This window comes from Enterobacter cloacae complex sp. SHL001 (genome assembly GCF_049236825.1).
GTDB classification, from domain to species: Bacteria; Pseudomonadota; Gammaproteobacteria; order Enterobacterales; family Enterobacteriaceae; genus Enterobacter; species Enterobacter hormaechei_C.
In genome coordinates, this window is sequence record NZ_JBMKIP010000012.1 from 14,643 (window position 1) to 29,600 (window position 14,958).

The 14,958-nt window shown below is 55.6% G+C and carries 12 protein-coding genes; 5 read left to right on the forward strand and 7 right to left on the reverse strand.

All coding sequences use genetic code 11. The features are described 5' to 3' along the window. Window positions 1–60: 60 nt before the first annotated feature. The 3 genes from lldD to lldP are packed head-to-tail and all read right to left on the reverse strand — an operon-like array spanning window position 61 to window position 3,670. Window positions 61–1,248, reverse strand: a complete 1,188-nt coding sequence (gene lldD / locus ACOTYH_RS20875; RefSeq protein WP_017382576.1) for an FMN-dependent L-lactate dehydrogenase LldD — start codon at window positions 1,246–1,248, stop codon at window positions 61–63. Next, complete coding sequence (gene lldR / locus ACOTYH_RS20880; protein WP_006808630.1) at window positions 1,245–2,018, reverse strand: transcriptional regulator LldR; 774 nt, start codon at window positions 2,016–2,018, stop codon at window positions 1,245–1,247. Before lldR ends, lldD begins: the two co-directional genes overlap by 4 nt. Next, on the reverse strand, window positions 2,015–3,670 hold the full coding sequence (lldP, locus tag ACOTYH_RS20885) for an L-lactate permease (protein WP_003860175.1): 1,656 nt from the start codon (window positions 3,668–3,670) through the stop codon (window positions 2,015–2,017). Before lldP ends, lldR begins: the two co-directional genes overlap by 4 nt. A 1,098-nt stretch (window positions 3,671–4,768) precedes the next feature. Between lldP and ACOTYH_RS20890 the strand changes: the two genes are divergently transcribed. The 4 genes from ACOTYH_RS20890 to ACOTYH_RS20905 are packed head-to-tail and all read left to right on the forward strand — an operon-like array spanning window position 4,769 to window position 9,644. Then, window positions 4,769–5,350, forward strand: a complete 582-nt coding sequence (locus tag ACOTYH_RS20890; RefSeq protein WP_015572771.1) for a fimbrial protein — start codon at window positions 4,769–4,771, stop codon at window positions 5,348–5,350. 30 nt (window positions 5,351–5,380) lie between these two features. After that, a complete protein-coding gene (locus ACOTYH_RS20895) occupies window positions 5,381–6,055 on the forward strand; it encodes a fimbrial biogenesis chaperone (protein WP_023295610.1) in 675 nt (224 codons plus the stop codon). Window positions 6,056–6,059: 4 nt separating this feature from the next. Further along, on the forward strand, window positions 6,060–8,540 hold the full coding sequence (locus ACOTYH_RS20900) for a fimbria/pilus outer membrane usher protein (RefSeq protein WP_032651950.1): 2,481 nt from the start codon (window positions 6,060–6,062) through the stop codon (window positions 8,538–8,540). Between the two features lie 9 nt (window positions 8,541–8,549). After that, the gene (locus tag ACOTYH_RS20905) at window positions 8,550–9,644 is read left to right on the forward strand and encodes a fimbrial protein (RefSeq protein WP_421637886.1); all 1,095 of its coding nucleotides are present in this window, start codon (window positions 8,550–8,552) and stop codon (window positions 9,642–9,644) included. Between the two features lie 32 nt (window positions 9,645–9,676). Here ACOTYH_RS20905 and ACOTYH_RS20910 read toward each other — a convergent pair whose 3' ends face one another. The 4 genes from ACOTYH_RS20910 to ACOTYH_RS20925 all read right to left on the reverse strand — a co-directional run bounded on the left by ACOTYH_RS20910 (window position 9,677) and on the right by ACOTYH_RS20925 (window position 13,842). Further along, entirely contained in the window at window positions 9,677–10,039 is a 363-nt protein-coding gene (locus ACOTYH_RS20910) for a YibL family ribosome-associated protein (RefSeq protein WP_015572767.1), read from the reverse strand. A 58-nt stretch (window positions 10,040–10,097) separates the two neighbouring features. After that, the gene (mtlR, locus tag ACOTYH_RS20915; protein WP_015572766.1) at window positions 10,098–10,688 is read right to left on the reverse strand and encodes a mannitol operon repressor MtlR; all 591 of its coding nucleotides are present in this window, start codon (window positions 10,686–10,688) and stop codon (window positions 10,098–10,100) included. Beyond that, window positions 10,685–11,833 (reverse strand): mannitol-1-phosphate 5-dehydrogenase, encoded by a 1,149-nt coding sequence (gene mtlD, locus ACOTYH_RS20920; RefSeq protein ID WP_017382581.1) that lies wholly within the window; start codon window positions 11,831–11,833, stop codon window positions 10,685–10,687. The genes mtlR and mtlD overlap by 4 nt, the downstream gene beginning before the upstream one ends. A 101-nt stretch (window positions 11,834–11,934) precedes the next feature. Continuing rightward, a complete protein-coding gene (locus ACOTYH_RS20925) occupies window positions 11,935–13,842 on the reverse strand; it encodes a PTS mannitol transporter subunit IICBA (RefSeq protein WP_015572764.1) in 1,908 nt (635 codons plus the stop codon). A 436-nt stretch (window positions 13,843–14,278) separates the two neighbouring features. Between ACOTYH_RS20925 and ACOTYH_RS20930 the strand changes: the two genes are divergently transcribed. After that, a complete protein-coding gene (locus tag ACOTYH_RS20930) occupies window positions 14,279–14,887 on the forward strand; it encodes a glutathione S-transferase (RefSeq protein ID WP_015572763.1) in 609 nt (202 codons plus the stop codon). The last annotated feature ends 71 nt before the right edge of the window (window positions 14,888–14,958 follow it).

Here is a 14,958-nt window from a genome sequence, read left to right on the forward strand (position 1 = left end):
CAAAAAAAGCGCCCGAGGGGGAAGTCGGGCGCGGAAGAAGGGGAGGCTAACCGGGGGAGATCAGGCCGCGTTTCCCTGAGAAAGAGGGGCCAGCGCCGCAGGCAGCTTACTGAGCTCCTGCACCAGCGAGTCTTTGCTGATTTCACCGATTGTTTTCGCACCGGTCAGCGTCATCGCCACCTTCATCTCTTTCTCGATCAGGTTCAGCAGATTCGCCACGCCCGCCTGGCCGCTGGTGGCCAGCGCGTACAGGTAAGCACGGCCCAGCAGCACGCTGTCCGCGCCCAGGGCGATCATGCGCACCACGTCCAGCCCGTTACGGATGCCGCTGTCGGCCAGGATCGCAATATCGCCCTTCACCGCATCGGCAATGGCCGGCAGGGCGCGGGCGGAGGAGAGCACCCCGTCAAGCTGGCGGCCACCGTGGTTAGAGACCACGATCCCATCGGCGCCAAAACGCACCGCGTCGCGGGCATCTTCCGGGTCGAGGATCCCTTTGATCACCATCGGGCCGTCCCAGAATTCGCGGATCCACTCCAGGTCTTTCCAGGAGATGGATGGATCGAAATTGTTCGCCAGCCAGCCGATGTAATCCTCCAGCCCGGTCGGTTTACCCAGGTAGGCCGAAATATTGCCCAGATCGTGCGGACGGCCGTTCAGCCCGACATCCCACGCCCACTGCGGGTGCGTCACCGCCTGCCAGTAACGGCGCAGGGCCGCGTTAGGGCCGCTCATGCCGGAGTGGGCGTCGCGGTAGCGCGCGCCGGGGGTCGGCATGTCGACGGTAAAGACCAGCGTTGAGCAGCCCGCCGCTTTGGCGCGCTCCAGCGCGTTGCGCATAAAACCGCGATCGCGCAGGACGTACAGCTGGAACCACATCGGGCGCTTGATGGTCGGGGCGACTTCTTCAATCGGGCAGACGGACACGGTGGAAAGGGTAAACGGAATGCCTTTGGCATCTGCGGCGGCGGCGGCCTGCACTTCACCGCGACGGGCATACATGCCGCATAAACCGACAGGTGCGAGCGCTACCGGCATGGAGAGCGTTTCGTTAAACAGCTTCGTCTCAAGGCTCAGGTCAGACATATTCTTCAGCACGCGCTGGCGCAGGGCCACCTCCGACAGGTCTTCCACGTTGCGGCGCAGGGTGTATTCGGCATACGCCCCGCCGTCAATGTAGTGGAACAGGAACGGGGGCAAAATGCGCTGCGCCGCGGCGCGATAATCACTGGCTGCTGAAATAATCATGCTTTGTTCTCCCTGGAAATATCACTCTCGCCAGGCAGACGGGTAATACGCGCCTGTCGGGCCTGATCTTCATCGAATCGTTTAATGGTGGTATGCACGAAGCCGAGATGCGCCATCATCGCCTTGCGCGCGGCCTCGGCATCACCGGCCAGAATGGCGTTGAGCACCGCCTCGTGCTGTTCGGTCAGCTGAGCAAACACCGGCGGGACCAGATACATGCGCTGGCGGCTCTGCTTCACGGAGGATTGCAGCAGGTCGAAGAACCCGCGCATGGTTTGCAGCAGTACCACGTTGTGCGAGGCCTCGGCAATCGCCAGATGGAACCGCACATCCGCCTGGGAGGCGATGTCCGGGTCGCTGCTTTGCGTGGCTTCAAAACAGGCTTTGAGCTTCTCTTTGTCGGCGTCGGTTGCCCGCATCGCCGCGTGCCACGCTGTACTGGTTTCGATGGCGTGACGCGCTTCGAGGATGTCGAAGCTGTAGTCCGGGTCGTTTTCCATCAGCGTCTTCAGCGGCTGCACGATGTTTTGTTCGGACCAGTCGTCATGCTGCCAGCGCACGAAGGTGCCGCCGCCGCGACGGCTCAGCAGCACCCCTTCGCTGACCAGCGTCGCCAGCGCTTCGCGCAGTGAATTGCGCGACACGCCAAGCTGAGCGGCAAGCTGACGCTCGGCGGGCAATCTCATGCCCGCTTCCAGCTGTTGTTCTTCTATCAGCGCCCGTACGCGAGTGGCAATCTCGTCGGACAGGCGTCTGGGCATCACTATCATGGAATCATCCAGGTTAAGACATAGGCCTGCAATGTGGTGATCACGCCCACCATGCAGGTAAATATCAGGCTGTGTTTAACGGTAAAGCGGAACAGATCCGACTCTTTGCCTACCAGCCCCACCGCGGCACAGGCAATGGCGATGGACTGCGGCGAGATCATCTTCCCGGTCACGCCGCCGGTGGTGTTCGCGGCGACCAGCAGCACGTCCGAGACGCCAATCTGCTGCGCAGCCGTGGCCTGTAGGGCGGCAAACAGGGCGTTAGATGACGTATCTGAACCGGTCAGGAACACCCCCAGCCAGCCGAGGAACGGCGAGAAGAAGGTAAACGCGTGGCCGGTATGCGCCAGCGCTAACGCCAGCGTCGACGACAGGCCGGAGTAGTTCGAAATAAACGCGAACGCCAGCACCATGCCGATGGAGTAAATCGGCAGCATCAGCTCTTTTATCGTCGCCGCAAAGGTCTGCACCGCGGCGGCAGGCTTCATGCGCAGCCACACTACGGAAAGGATAGCGGCAAACAGGATGGCCGTGCCGGTGGCTGAGAACCAGTCGAACTTAAACACTGCCGCATATGGCGTGGCGTCGTGCACCACCGGCGGCATACGGGCGACCATTTTGTCGAGGAACGGCACGGAGATATTAATCACCATGTCGTACAGCGCGCCGCCCGGGGCGAACAGTGCTTTAAACGGCGGAATGCTCCACAGCGTCACGGTGGCGGTCAGGAACAGGAACGGTGACCATGCGCGCACAATCTGTCCGGCGGTATAGCCGGTGCGCGCCAGCGTCTGATCCACATGTGAGGCACCCATATCGGCAAAGCGGAAGATGCGCACCGGCTGCCAGCGTTTCAGGAACAGCGTCAGACAGACCAGCGACACCAGGGAAGAGATGATGTCCGGCAGTTCCGGGCCGAGGAAGTTGGAGCTGAGATACTGGGCAATGGCGAACGAACCGCCCGCTACCATCACCGCAGGCCAGGTCTCCTTCACGCCGCGCCAGCCGTCCATAATCGCCATGATCCAGAACAGCACGATAATGGTCAGGAACGGCAGCTGGCGACCTACCATCTGGCCGATCTCGAAGCTGTCCAGCCCGGTCACCTGGCCCGCCACCAGAATCGGAATGCCCATCGCGCCAAACGCCACCGGGGCGGTGTTCACAATCAGGCACAGGCCAGCGGCATACAGCGGGTTAAAGCCCAGCCCGACCAGCAGAGCGGCGGTGATCGCCACCGGCGCGCCAAATCCTGCTGCCCCTTCAAGGAACGCCCCGAAGGAGAAACCGACAATCAGCATCTGTAAACGCTGGTCCGGTGTAATAGAGAGAATCGACGAGCGAATAATGTCGAACTGCCCGGTTTTGACCGAGATTTTGTAGACAAAGACGGCGGCGATGATGATCCACGCAATCGGCCACAGGCCGTAGAAGAAACCATACACCACGGAGGCCAGCGCGCGATCGACCGGCATTTTATAGAAGAACAGAGCCACCAGCAGGGCGATGGCAACGGTGTACGTTGCGGCAAGGTAGCCCTTCAGCTTGAGCTTAATTAGCGCAAAGAAGAAAAACAGGATCGGTAGCGATGCGATCAGGCTCGACAGCCAGATATTCCCGGCCGGATCGTAGTTTTGTTGCCAGAGGCTCATGCAGGTCTCCTGAGGACCACACAGGTGTTCGTCGGGTGAGTCTCTGCTCATCTCAGCGTCACACTTAGTGTAAAAGTGGTCCATCCAATATTGTGATGTAGGGTTAATGGCAATAAATGGTTAACCAGGTGTTGCTATTCAGCAATGGTTTTGTGAAGTGGAGCATCAAAACTGTGAACGATGGATAGCTTTGCGCATGATTGGTAGGACCAAACCCGCAAAATTAACTCACCGTGTGCGTTGGGAGCGGTAGTCAGGTGGAGAGCATTACATTCGTTTTTGAGCAGATACGGCGCGTAAAAGATGTTGAATAAAATGGGGAGGTGATAATATTACGTGAATTGAATGAGGTTTGTTTGCTTTATTTGTGTTTTTGAAAAGCTGTATATATGTGAGCAGAGTGATTTATTTCCTATAAATAAAATTTTTTTTGGTTAAAAATGCGAAATCTAAGCTGTAGCAAAAAATTTTAATTAAGGTAAATTTCACATATAGATTTTAACAGTGTATTACAAACGATCAATTGCTGATCGATAAAGAAATATCCTGTTTAACCGTGATTTTTCAGGATAAAGGGCAAGTATTTTTTGCTGAAGTGACATTTTTTGGCTAATAATATTCTGAAATAAATTGATCAAACAATGATCAGTTGGCTCTCTTGTAATTTAGTTACGGTATTAAAAGCAAATTAATAATTATCAGGGCAATCGAAAGGGGTTAAATTTGTTAGCTGAGTGTTAATTCCAGAGTGTTTACAGACGCGGCGTACTGCTTTTCAATACGTAGACGCTAAAAGGCATATGATTTACTATTTATTCAGAAGCAACGTTACAGAAGACATTAAATTTATTACTAACCACAACGTATTCAGTGTTATTTTCGGCCAGAAGTCATTTCCTCAGTTGCAGGATATCTGTGTATGGCCTTCTGAAAATATACGGATTATCACCATGGGATGGACCCTGCTTTATTCTATAAGGTCGCGTCACCCATTCTGCTAAAACCCTTTTGGTGGCGTTTTTAAATCCTTATAGCGGTTATTGTACCTGGTACAACAAGTCTATATCTGTTTAATTTACAGAGGGGAAAGTGTTCCAAATGAAAATCAAAAATGTGGCGCTGGCGATTGCCGCGGCGGGGCTGCTGTTATCTTCTCAATCAGTACTGGCAAGCAGTGATTCTGGCGTTAATGCTTCCCTGGATACAGGCGCTGGCTCGCAGAGCACAGGCGGCGTGATCAACTTTACCGGGAAAATCACCCTTATTTCCTGTGATATTACCCCTGCGTCAAAAAGCAAAACGGTAGACCTCGGCGCGTGGGCGAAAAGCTACTTTGACGATCACAGCGAAACGACGCCGCGTGAGTTCAAAATCAACGTAGAGAACTGCCCGGAGACGGTTGAATCGGTTGCGGTACTGTTTGACGGAACCAAAGATACGGTGAATGACACACTGCTACAGGTTACGCCAGGCGAAGGTATGGCGACGGGCGTCGGCGTGAAGCTTTATAACAGCGATCGCAGCACCGCGATTAAACCGGGTACGGTATCTGAAACAACCGCACCGGATGCTGAAGGCAATGCTGAATTAACGTTTTATGCCTCTCTCGACAAAGACGGGTCGGAAATTAACGCGGGCGACGTCAATGCCGTTTCTAACTTCCTGATGGTTTATAACTGATTTCACTCTCAGCCACCTCCAGAGATAATAATGATGAAACGTTTATCGTATATTATGCTCACTGCATTAATGGTTAGTTCTGCGTCAGTTTCCGCTGGCGTTGTAATGGGGGGAACACGGATCGTATACCCACAACACAGCAAGGAGGTGGCATTTTCTGTTTCTAATATGGAAAGTGCGGTTCCCTATCTTATTCAGTCGTGGGTTGAAGGTGATGGGCAGGATAAAAATAACGCTGCGCCATTTATTGTTACACCACCTCTGTTCAGACTTGATCCGGAGCAGACCAACACGCTGCGTATTCAATATACCGGCGCTCCGCTGCCCACAGATCGTGAATCTGTATTCTGGCTCGATATTAAAGCGATTGCGCCAAAGCCAAAAGAGAGCAGCAACGAATTACAAGTTAACGTTAAATCGAAATTTAAAATTTTCTACCGCCCGGACAACCTTAAAGGGGACGCTGCCACTGCCTGGCAGAAAATAACGTTTTCGCGGACGGGAAAAGGGCTTAAGGCCGCCAACCCGACGCCATACTACGTCTCTTTTTATCGACTGTCCGTTGGCGGGCATAAAATTGAGCAGCCGGGCATGATCGGTCCAGGGGAAATCCGCGAATGGCCTGTGTCCGCCTCCGGGGGCGTAAGCTGGTCGGCTATTAATGATTTTGGTGCCATCACCGCCACCCACACCCAGCCTCTTTAAGACCATGTCTTTTCGCCTGTTTCGTTACGCGCCGCTTTCGGTGTTGCTGCTTAGCTTCAGCCGCGCGGGGATGGCCGAGGATTACTTTGATCCCGCCGCGCTGGAGCTTTCCTCTACCGAACAGAAAACGGCGGATCTGCACTATTTCTCTGAAAAGGGCGGGCAGATGCCAGGCACCTGGCTCGTGACGCTGGAGATTAACGGACGCGAGGAGCGGCATCAGGAGATCACCTTCGTCAATGAGAAAGGCAGCCTGCAACCCGTTTTTAGCGTATCGCTGCTGGAAGCGCTTGGGGTGAATGTCAGGGCCATTCCTGCATTCTCACGGTTGCGGGAGGGAGAAACGTTCACGCACCTCGCGGATTTCATTCCGGCAGCGCGAACCTCCTATGATTTCAACCAGCAGCGTCTCTTTCTCAGCCTGCCGCAGGCGGCGATGAAACACCGCAGCCGTGGCTACGTGCCGCAGTCGCAGTGGGACGATGGTATCCCGGCGGCATTTACTGATTACAGTCTGTCGGGCGGCCAGGCACATCATCAGCGTGGCGTCACGACATCCAGCTATCTGAGCCTGCGTAACGGTATCAATCTGGGGGCGTGGCGGTTGCGCAACACCTCCGCCTGGAGCCACAGCGACGCGGGCGGCGACCATTTTCAGTCGCAAAGTAGCTGGCTGACCCGGGATATTCGCCGTCTTAACAGCCAGCTACGGATCGGCGATGCCTGGACCGCAGGTGACGTCTTCGATAGCGTGGCGTTTCGCGGGGTACAGCTCACATCAAGCGAAAGCATGTTGCCCGACAGCCAGCGCGGCTTCGCACCAACCATCCGCGGCGTCGCACACAGCTTCGCTAAAGTCTCCGTTTCGCAAAATGGCTATGTGATCTATGAAACCTGGGTGGCCGCCGGGCCATTTATCATTAACGATCTGTTCCCCGGCGCACAAAGTGGCGATCTACAGGTGACGGTCACGGAAAGTGACGGCTCAACGCGCGTCTTTACCCAACCCTATTCTGCGGTGCCGTTTATGCGACGCCTGGGCAGCCTGAAATACAGCCTCAACGCCGGACGATTTCACTCCGGCTCCGGCGATGCGCGTTCACCTGAGTTTGTTGAAGGCGCTTTCTTCTACGGCCTGCTCTCGAGGATGACGGTGTATGGCGGCTTTCGTACGGCGAGCAACTATCAGGCCGGTGCAATTGGCGTAGGCAGAGGGTTTGGCGCATTTGGCTCGCTGGGCATTGACGATACGCTGGCAAAAAGCCGTTTACCCAATGGCAAAAGCGCGATGGGGCAGGCGTGGCGCATTCAGTATCAGAAAGATTTCAGCGCTACCGGCACCGCCTTCAACCTGGCGAGTTATCGCTATGCCTCGCGCAATTACTATGAATTCAGTGAACTGAATCAGTCTGACAGCCAACAGCTGCAACTCAATAATCGCCGTAGCCGCTCGCAGGTCACCTTCTCACAGACGCTGGGTCAGTTCGGCAGCCTCAGCGTCTCGGCATGGATGCAGGATTACTGGCATACGTCCGGGCAGGATAAAACCATCCACATTGGCTGGTACACCAGCTGGCGAGGCATTACCTGGGGCGCGGGGTATGACTACACCGACTCAGCGCTTGAGCAGCATCCCGATCGTACCGTGTCGTTTAACGTCAATGTTCCGCTTGGTCACTGGTTACCGGACAGCTCGGTCAGTTACTTCATCAACCACAACAATCGTGGGATGACCACTCAGCAGGTGTCACTCAACGGCAGTGCGCTGGCGAATCGCAACCTTAATTACAGCGTTCAGCAGAGTAAGGCCAGCGAGGGACAAGCCGACAGTACCAGCCTGGCGCTGCAATACAACGGTGGCTACGGCAACGTCAGCCTCGGTTATGACCACAGCCGAAGCGGTAGCAACGCGAGCCTCGGACTCGCCGGAGGCGTTATCGCCACGCAGTATGGCGTCACGCTTAGCCAGCCGCTGGGCGATACCGTCGCCCTGCTACGCGTGCCCGGCGCGGCGAACGTTGAGCCGGAGGGCTACAACGGGATCCATACCGACAGCCGCGGCTATGCGGTCATGCCAACGCTCTCGGCGTATCGCAAAAATACCGTCAGCCTTGATACGGCGACGCTGGGTGAGAACGTCGACGTTGAGCAGAGCGGTCTGACGCTCATTCCCACCAGCGGCGCGGTGGTGCTGGCCAATTACAAAACCCACATTGGTTATCGCGTTCTGTTTTCCCTGCGCTACCACGGCGAACCGTTGCCGTTTGGTGCGCAGGCTGAAGTGGTGGAGCAGAACCGCCATTCTGCAAACCGAAGCATGGTCGCTGACGGCGGTCAGGCCTACCTGAGCGGGGTACCAGAGCGCGGCACCCTGCGCGTCAGCTGGTATCAGGACGGGGAGCAGCAGCAATGCCAGACACCTTTCAGACTGGGGAAAGCTCATATGGCCCCCGGTATCGCCACGCTATCCGTTGAGTGCCATTAGAGGAATATCATGCGTCGTTTTATTCACTGGTTTTTCTATCTGAGCCTTCTTTCGCTTTTTGGCATGCTGAGTTTTCATGCCCATGCTCAGACCTCATCTTGCCGCACCACGCGCGATCAGTGGGTCGTTCAGGTGCCCTACGCCATAGGGTATGCGCCCGGCACGGCGGACTGGACGCCGATATCTGCGCCGATACAGTCTACCGGGGCGGATTTCTACAGCTGTGATGGCGGGAATGACGCCTGGCGTAGTATCGGCTTTGTCGACATGGATAACCCCGTCGGCACCGTGGTTGGTGAAGACGGCGCGTCACGTCACGTCTACAAAACTCAGATCGATGGCATCGGCTATGCGCTGGGGTTCCGGGAACAGCAGTACTGCGGCGCCGATGCGGTACGCTATATTGACGGCACAAGTCAGGTGAATGGCAATGAGTCCCGGCGCATTTGCGACGCATCGCAAAACCCCGCCTTTGCCAGCGCCTCAATGTATAAAATGCAGTTCTGGGTGGTGTTTTACAAAATTCCAACGACCAGCGTCATGCCTGACGATAACGCCAATTCCCAGGAGCAAAATGTCGGATCGCTGATATTGCAGGCGGGAGAAAATCAAGCCAGCGCCACCAACGTGGCGACACCGGTACAGATCCATCTCGCCAGCTTCACCGTCAGGCGTACCAGCTGTTCAGTGGGCTCTCGCAGCATTCTTGTTCCCATGGGGAGCGTGAGCCAGCGTGAATTTCATGGCATAGGCTCCCGCGCCGGAGGCGGACGCTTCAGCATTCCGGTGACCTGCGAAAATAACACGGCGGTGAAGATGGGTTTCTTTGGCGATACCACGCCGGGCAACGATCGGGCGCTGGCGTTGACGAAGCAGGAGGATAGCGCCAGCGGTGTCGGGATCGAACTGCTTTACGGTGACAATACCGGTTCGGTTCAGGGGCAGGTGGTACCGTGGAACACCCCACAGGTGTCAGCATTTGAGCAAGTGGGGGATAACCAGACGCAAACCTTCTGGTTTGATGCGCATTACCTTCAGACGGAAGAGAACGTGACGGCGGGAAAAGCGGATGCGATGGCGACGTTTAACCTGATTTACAACTGAGTTTCCCCTGCCGCAGCGGCAGGGGAGGACGATCAGAACGCGGTCTTACAAAAACCCGTCATCTCTTTCAGGCCCATTTCGCGACCAAGCTCAGTCATCGGGTGCACCACTACCAGGCCACGGACGCTTTTCTTCAGCTTGCCCATGTCGGCCTGCTCTTTTTTGGTGATCGCGCGGCGATGCGGCATGTTCATCAGCTTCTGCGCTTCTTTACTCAGCTTCTGGCCTTTCACTTCGCGCAGGCGTTCAATTTCCGCCTCCAGCTTCACGGACTCTTTTTCCAGCTCGGCATATTTCTCGGCAGAATCGACCAGGGAGAGGCCAGCCATCTGATGGCGGATCAGATCCAGACGGTCGCTCAGGCGTTTAATTTCGTTCTTTTCGACTTCTTTCATGACAAATAACTCTGAAAACGGGGAATTTACAGGGAAGGATACACCAATGTGTGCGGGCTTACTTCTGAAACGCTTTTTTTAAGCTGATTTTAGAAATCAGCTCAGTCAGGGAAAGCACCATGGTGGAGCGCACAACCTGTTGATAACGCAGCTTTTGCATCGCGTACAGCTCAGGGTCGCTGTTATCAAACTGAGGTGCGGGAGGGAGCGCGGATACGCAGTGCAGTTCGCCGAAGGGCCCCAGTATCTCATCATCGGTAAAGGTGTACTCATTACCGTCATGATTGAGCTCTTCGCGCAGCGCCATTAACAGCTCGGCGTCTTCATACTCCTGGCGGTTCAGCACGCCAAGACCGTAAATCAGCTTCAGCCGTACCGATAAATCGCCCAGCGGTCCGTCTCCGTCCAGTAACGGTTCTACAGCATACTTTACCGCGTAGTCGTCTTTGCGAAACACCTGAAGCACCAGAATGTTCACCGCCTCGGTTAACAGCTCGACGGCGGCAATCAGGAAACTTCGTACGGTTTTGCCAGCATTCAGACGCTCAAGCACACGATTTTCAAAGGCCTGGGTTTGTTCCATTATTGCCTGCATATCTGACAATCTGTTATTCGGGCGCAGGCTAACCTGCGCCGGACTCTGCATCATTTGGTTGCGTTGTATGCGCTGACCGCCTCCGCAACTACGTCACTGTTGGCATCCAGACCGGAGATCTGCGCCAGCGCGGCCTGCGCGCCTTTGTCATCAATCAGCTGAGCCAGCTCAATCGCCTGCGGGTCCTGCTCGCTGCGGTAGTGCATGGCGGCAGCGATGCCCTTCACCAGGTTAGCGTGCGGCAGGCCGTATTCCAGCGTGCCCAGCAGCGGTTTAATCAGGCGGTCGCCCGCGCTCAGTTTACGCAGCGGCTGACGACCCACGCGCTCAACGTCATCTTTCAGATACGGGTTTTCAAAACGACCGAGGATTTTCTGGATGTATGCTGCGTGTTTATCAGCATCAAAACCGTAGCGTTTGATCAGCACCGCGCCGCTCTCTTCCATTGCCCCTTTGACCACCGCACGGATGTTCTCATCGAGGATCGCGTCACGAATCGTCTGATGACCGGCCAATTTTCCGAGGTACGCGGTTATAGCATGCCCGGTGTTCAGCGTGAAGAGTTTACGTTCGACAAATGCCATCAGGTTATCGGTTAATTCCATTCCCGGAATGGTCGGCAGCGCGCCCTTAAACTGGGTTTTATCAACGATCCACTCGCTGAAGGTTTCCACGGTCACTTCCAGCGGATCGTTGGTGGCGGATGCTGACGGCGGAACGATGCGATCCACGGCGGAATCCACAAAACCTACGTGCGCTTCAACCCAGGCTTTATCTTCGTCTGCGACGGCCGCAAGAACGTGGCCTTTCAGCTGCGTGGTGCCGCGCACCATGTTTTCACAGGCGATGATGTTCAGCGGCGTTTCAACGCCCTGTGCTTTACGCTTCGCCAGGCCTTTCGCGACCGCCGGGGCGATACGCTCAAGCACCACCGGACCCACGGCGGTGGTGACCAGATCAACGCTCGCGATAAGGTCAATCACGTCGTCGCCAATGCTGCTTACCGCGTTGACGCCAGAGACCGTTTCAACCTGTTCGTTTTCACCCACCACGTGAACCTGATAGCTATGACGGGCATTCAGGGCATCCAGAACCACCTGATTCACATCGGCGAATGTCAGGGTAATGCCCGCGTCTGCCAGCAGTTTACCGATAAAGCCACGACCAATATTACCTGCGCCAAAATGTAATGCTTTCATAGTGTTAACCTTCATCAATGTTTTTACCCGAGAGGGCTGGGGTGAGGAACGTTTTCCCCTCACCCTAGCCCTCTCCCCGGGGGGAGAGGGAAGAGGCGCTGTTACTTGTTCAGCAGGGCCAGAACTTCTTCAACGCTGGTGGTGTTGGCCAGACGCTCAATAACCGTTTCGTCATCCAGCGCATTGGTCAGGCTGGTAATCACCTGGATATGCTCGTTGTTGCGAGCGGCGATACCAATCACCAGACGGGCGATGTCGTCCTCTTCTTCACCGAAGCGCACGCCATCAGGATACTGACAGAACACCACGCCGGTTTTCAGCACGCGGTCTTTGGCTTCCACCGTACCGTGCGGAACCGCGATGGATTCACCCAGGTAGGTTGGGGTCAGCTTTTCGCGTTCCAGCATCGCCTCAACGTACTCAGGCTGAACGTAGCCGCCTTTCACCAGCTGCTCACCGGCGAAGCGAATGGCCTCTTCTTTATTGGTCGCCGTGCGGCCAAGGAAGATGTTTTCAGCGCCCAGTTTGAACAGATGCGCGTTGCTCTCGTCGAAGCTGTCTTGCAGGCTGGTACGCACTTTCACTTCGTTATCTTCATGGCGCTGCGCCGCCACCAGGCGTTCGGTCAGGCTGGCGTACAGGCCGCTGTCGAGGAAGTTGGTCAGGGAAATGTGCTGTGCCTGCGGTACCTGACGCATAGCGCGTTCGGTCAGATCGCGGTGCGTGATCACCAGGTCAACGTCCGGCGGCAGGCTGTTAATCGCGCTGTTGGTGACGGAGATGTTGGTCAGACCCGCATCCTGCACTTTCTTCCGCAGTACGCCCGCACCCATTGCGCTGGAGCCCATACCGGCATCACAAGCCACGATGATTTTACGCACGTGGCTCAGGTCGTTAGAGACATCACCCGCCGCCAGCGGCGTTGCGCCTTTGGATTCGGCTTTCATGTCATGCATACGACGGGTTGCCGCTTCGATATCGTCGTCTTCTTTCACCTTGCTGGTTTTCAGCAGGATAGCGGAGGCCACGAAGGAGACCGCCATGGCCGCACAGATCGCCGCGATGTTCGCGAAGTAGGCGCCTTTCGGGGTCATCGCCAGCACCGCCAGGATAGAGCCTGGAGAAGCAGGAGACACCAGACCACCGCCCAGTACGCTCAGGGTGAACACGCCGGTCATACCGCCAAGGATAACGGCCAGGATCAGACGTGGGTTCATCAGCACATATGGGAAGTAAATTTCGTGAATACCGCCCAGGAAGTGAATGATCGCCGCGCCGCCAGCAGACTGTTTCGCGCTGCCGCGACCAAAGAACATGTATGCCAGCAGAACGCCCATACCCGGACCCGGGTTCGCTTCAATCAGGAAGAAGATGGACTTGCCGAGATCGTGTGACTGCTGAATACCCAGCGGTGAGAAGATACCGTGGTTGATGGCGTTGTTCAGGAACAGGATTTTCGCTGGTTCAACGAAGATAGACGCCAGTGGCAGCATGTCGTGCGCCACCATGAAGTTAACGCCTGCGGCCAGCAGCTTGGACAGCACTTCAACCGCCGGGCCAATGCCGAGGAACGCCAGAATCGCGAGGATCATCCCGATGATGCCCGCAGAGAAGTTGTTCACCAGCATTTCGAAGCCGGATTTGATCTTGCCATCAACCCAGACGTCAAATTTCTTGATCGCCCAGCCGCCCAGAGGACCGGCAATCATCGCACCGAGGAACATCGGCATATCCGCACCGACGATCACCCCCATGGTTGTGATGGCCCCCACGACGCCACCGCGGTCACCGCCCACCAGACGACCACCGGTATAACCGATGAGCAGTGGCAGGAGATAGGTAATCATTGGGCCAACAAGTTTTGCCAGCGTTTCGTTAGGCAACCACCCTGTCGGAATAAATAATGCGGTGATAATACCCCACGCGATAAACGCGCCGATATTTGGCATCACCATGTTGCTGAGGAAACGACCAAAGCTTTGCACTTTGATCTTGAAATCGGATGACATAAAACACCCCTTCTTATGTTTACGCTTAGGCTTGTGGCCCGAGGTTTATCGTTAATGTGCGGCGGCAGAGGTAGCCGGGCCCTGTTCTGATGCTGTGAAATCTGGCACTGAATCGTTCAACTGTCCAGACAGTGAAATTTTGTGTGATCTGAATCACATGAATGTAGGGGGTGAGGATATTAATGAAGTGATCGCGATCACAAAATGAGTGTGTAAAAAAAATACATCGCTCAGAAATACGCCATAATGGGCGGCGTTTTGTGATTTGCATCACAATGTTAAGTTGGTTGTTTGTTTCCAGATTGTGATTTGATTCACAAAATATTTTTATGCAGATTTCTCCCGTATCCCCTCATGGCAGGAATGCGATACGCACACCTGCCTTTTTCCACGGCTTGATCCATACTGACCTCTTTGTGGGCATTAAGGATAAGCAATGAAACTCATCGGCAGTTATACCAGTCCTTTCGTGCGTAAGATTTCGATTCTCCTGCTGGAGAAAGGGATTGAATTTGAATTCGTGAATGAACAGCCCTACAACGCAGAGAACGGCGTTGCGCAGTACAACCCGCTGGGGAAAGTCCCGGCGCTGGTAACGGACGAGGGCGACTACTGGTTTGATTCCCCAATCATTGCGGAGTACATCGAGCTGCTTGGCGTTGCGCCAGCCATGCTGCCGGCGGATCCAAAAGCAGCGCTGGCGATGAAGCAAATTGAAGCCCTGGCGGATGGCATTATGGATGCGGCATTGACGTCCGTACGCGAGCAGGCAAGGCCCGCCGCCCAGCAGTCAGAAAATGAGCTGCTACGCCAGCGCGAAAAAATCAGCCGCAGCCTGGATATGTGCGAACAGCTGATCCGCGACGGGAAAATTCAGAGCGATAGCCTGAATCTGGCGACGATCGCCATCGCCTGCGCCATTGGCTACCTCAATTTCCGCCGCGTCTCGCCGGGCTGGTGCGTGGATCGTCCGCTGCTGGTCAAACTGGCGGAGACGCTCTTCCAGCGCGAAAGTTTTGCCCGGACTGAACCGCCAAAGGCTTGATGCGGGTTATAACACTTCCTGGCGGGAGGCGGTACAATCCCCCACATGTTAACTCCCTCTCCCGTCGGGAG

What these genes read in the sequence shown, in the direction of transcription:
- lldD (WP_017382576.1), bottom strand. Translation starts at nt 1,248, where the DNA reads ATGATTATTTCAGCAGCCAGTGATTATCGCGCCGCGGCGCAGCGCATT.
- lldR (WP_006808630.1), bottom strand. Translation starts at nt 2,018, where the DNA reads ATGATAGTGATGCCCAGACGCCTGTCCGACGAGATTGCCACTCGCGTA.
- lldP (WP_003860175.1), bottom strand. Translation starts at nt 3,670, where the DNA reads ATGAGCCTCTGGCAACAAAACTACGATCCGGCCGGGAATATCTGGCTG.
- ACOTYH_RS20890 (WP_015572771.1), top strand. Translation starts at nt 4,769, where the DNA reads ATGAAAATCAAAAATGTGGCGCTGGCGATTGCCGCGGCGGGGCTGCTG.
- ACOTYH_RS20895 (WP_023295610.1), top strand. Translation starts at nt 5,381, where the DNA reads ATGATGAAACGTTTATCGTATATTATGCTCACTGCATTAATGGTTAGT.
- ACOTYH_RS20900 (WP_032651950.1), top strand. Translation starts at nt 6,060, where the DNA reads ATGTCTTTTCGCCTGTTTCGTTACGCGCCGCTTTCGGTGTTGCTGCTT.
- ACOTYH_RS20905 (WP_421637886.1), top strand. Translation starts at nt 8,550, where the DNA reads ATGCGTCGTTTTATTCACTGGTTTTTCTATCTGAGCCTTCTTTCGCTT.
- ACOTYH_RS20910 (WP_015572767.1), bottom strand. Translation starts at nt 10,039, where the DNA reads ATGAAAGAAGTCGAAAAGAACGAAATTAAACGCCTGAGCGACCGTCTG.
- mtlR (WP_015572766.1), bottom strand. Translation starts at nt 10,688, where the DNA reads ATGATGCAGAGTCCGGCGCAGGTTAGCCTGCGCCCGAATAACAGATTG.
- mtlD (WP_017382581.1), bottom strand. Translation starts at nt 11,833, where the DNA reads ATGAAAGCATTACATTTTGGCGCAGGTAATATTGGTCGTGGCTTTATC.
- ACOTYH_RS20925 (WP_015572764.1), bottom strand. Translation starts at nt 13,842, where the DNA reads ATGTCATCCGATTTCAAGATCAAAGTGCAAAGCTTTGGTCGTTTCCTC.
- ACOTYH_RS20930 (WP_015572763.1), top strand. Translation starts at nt 14,279, where the DNA reads ATGAAACTCATCGGCAGTTATACCAGTCCTTTCGTGCGTAAGATTTCG.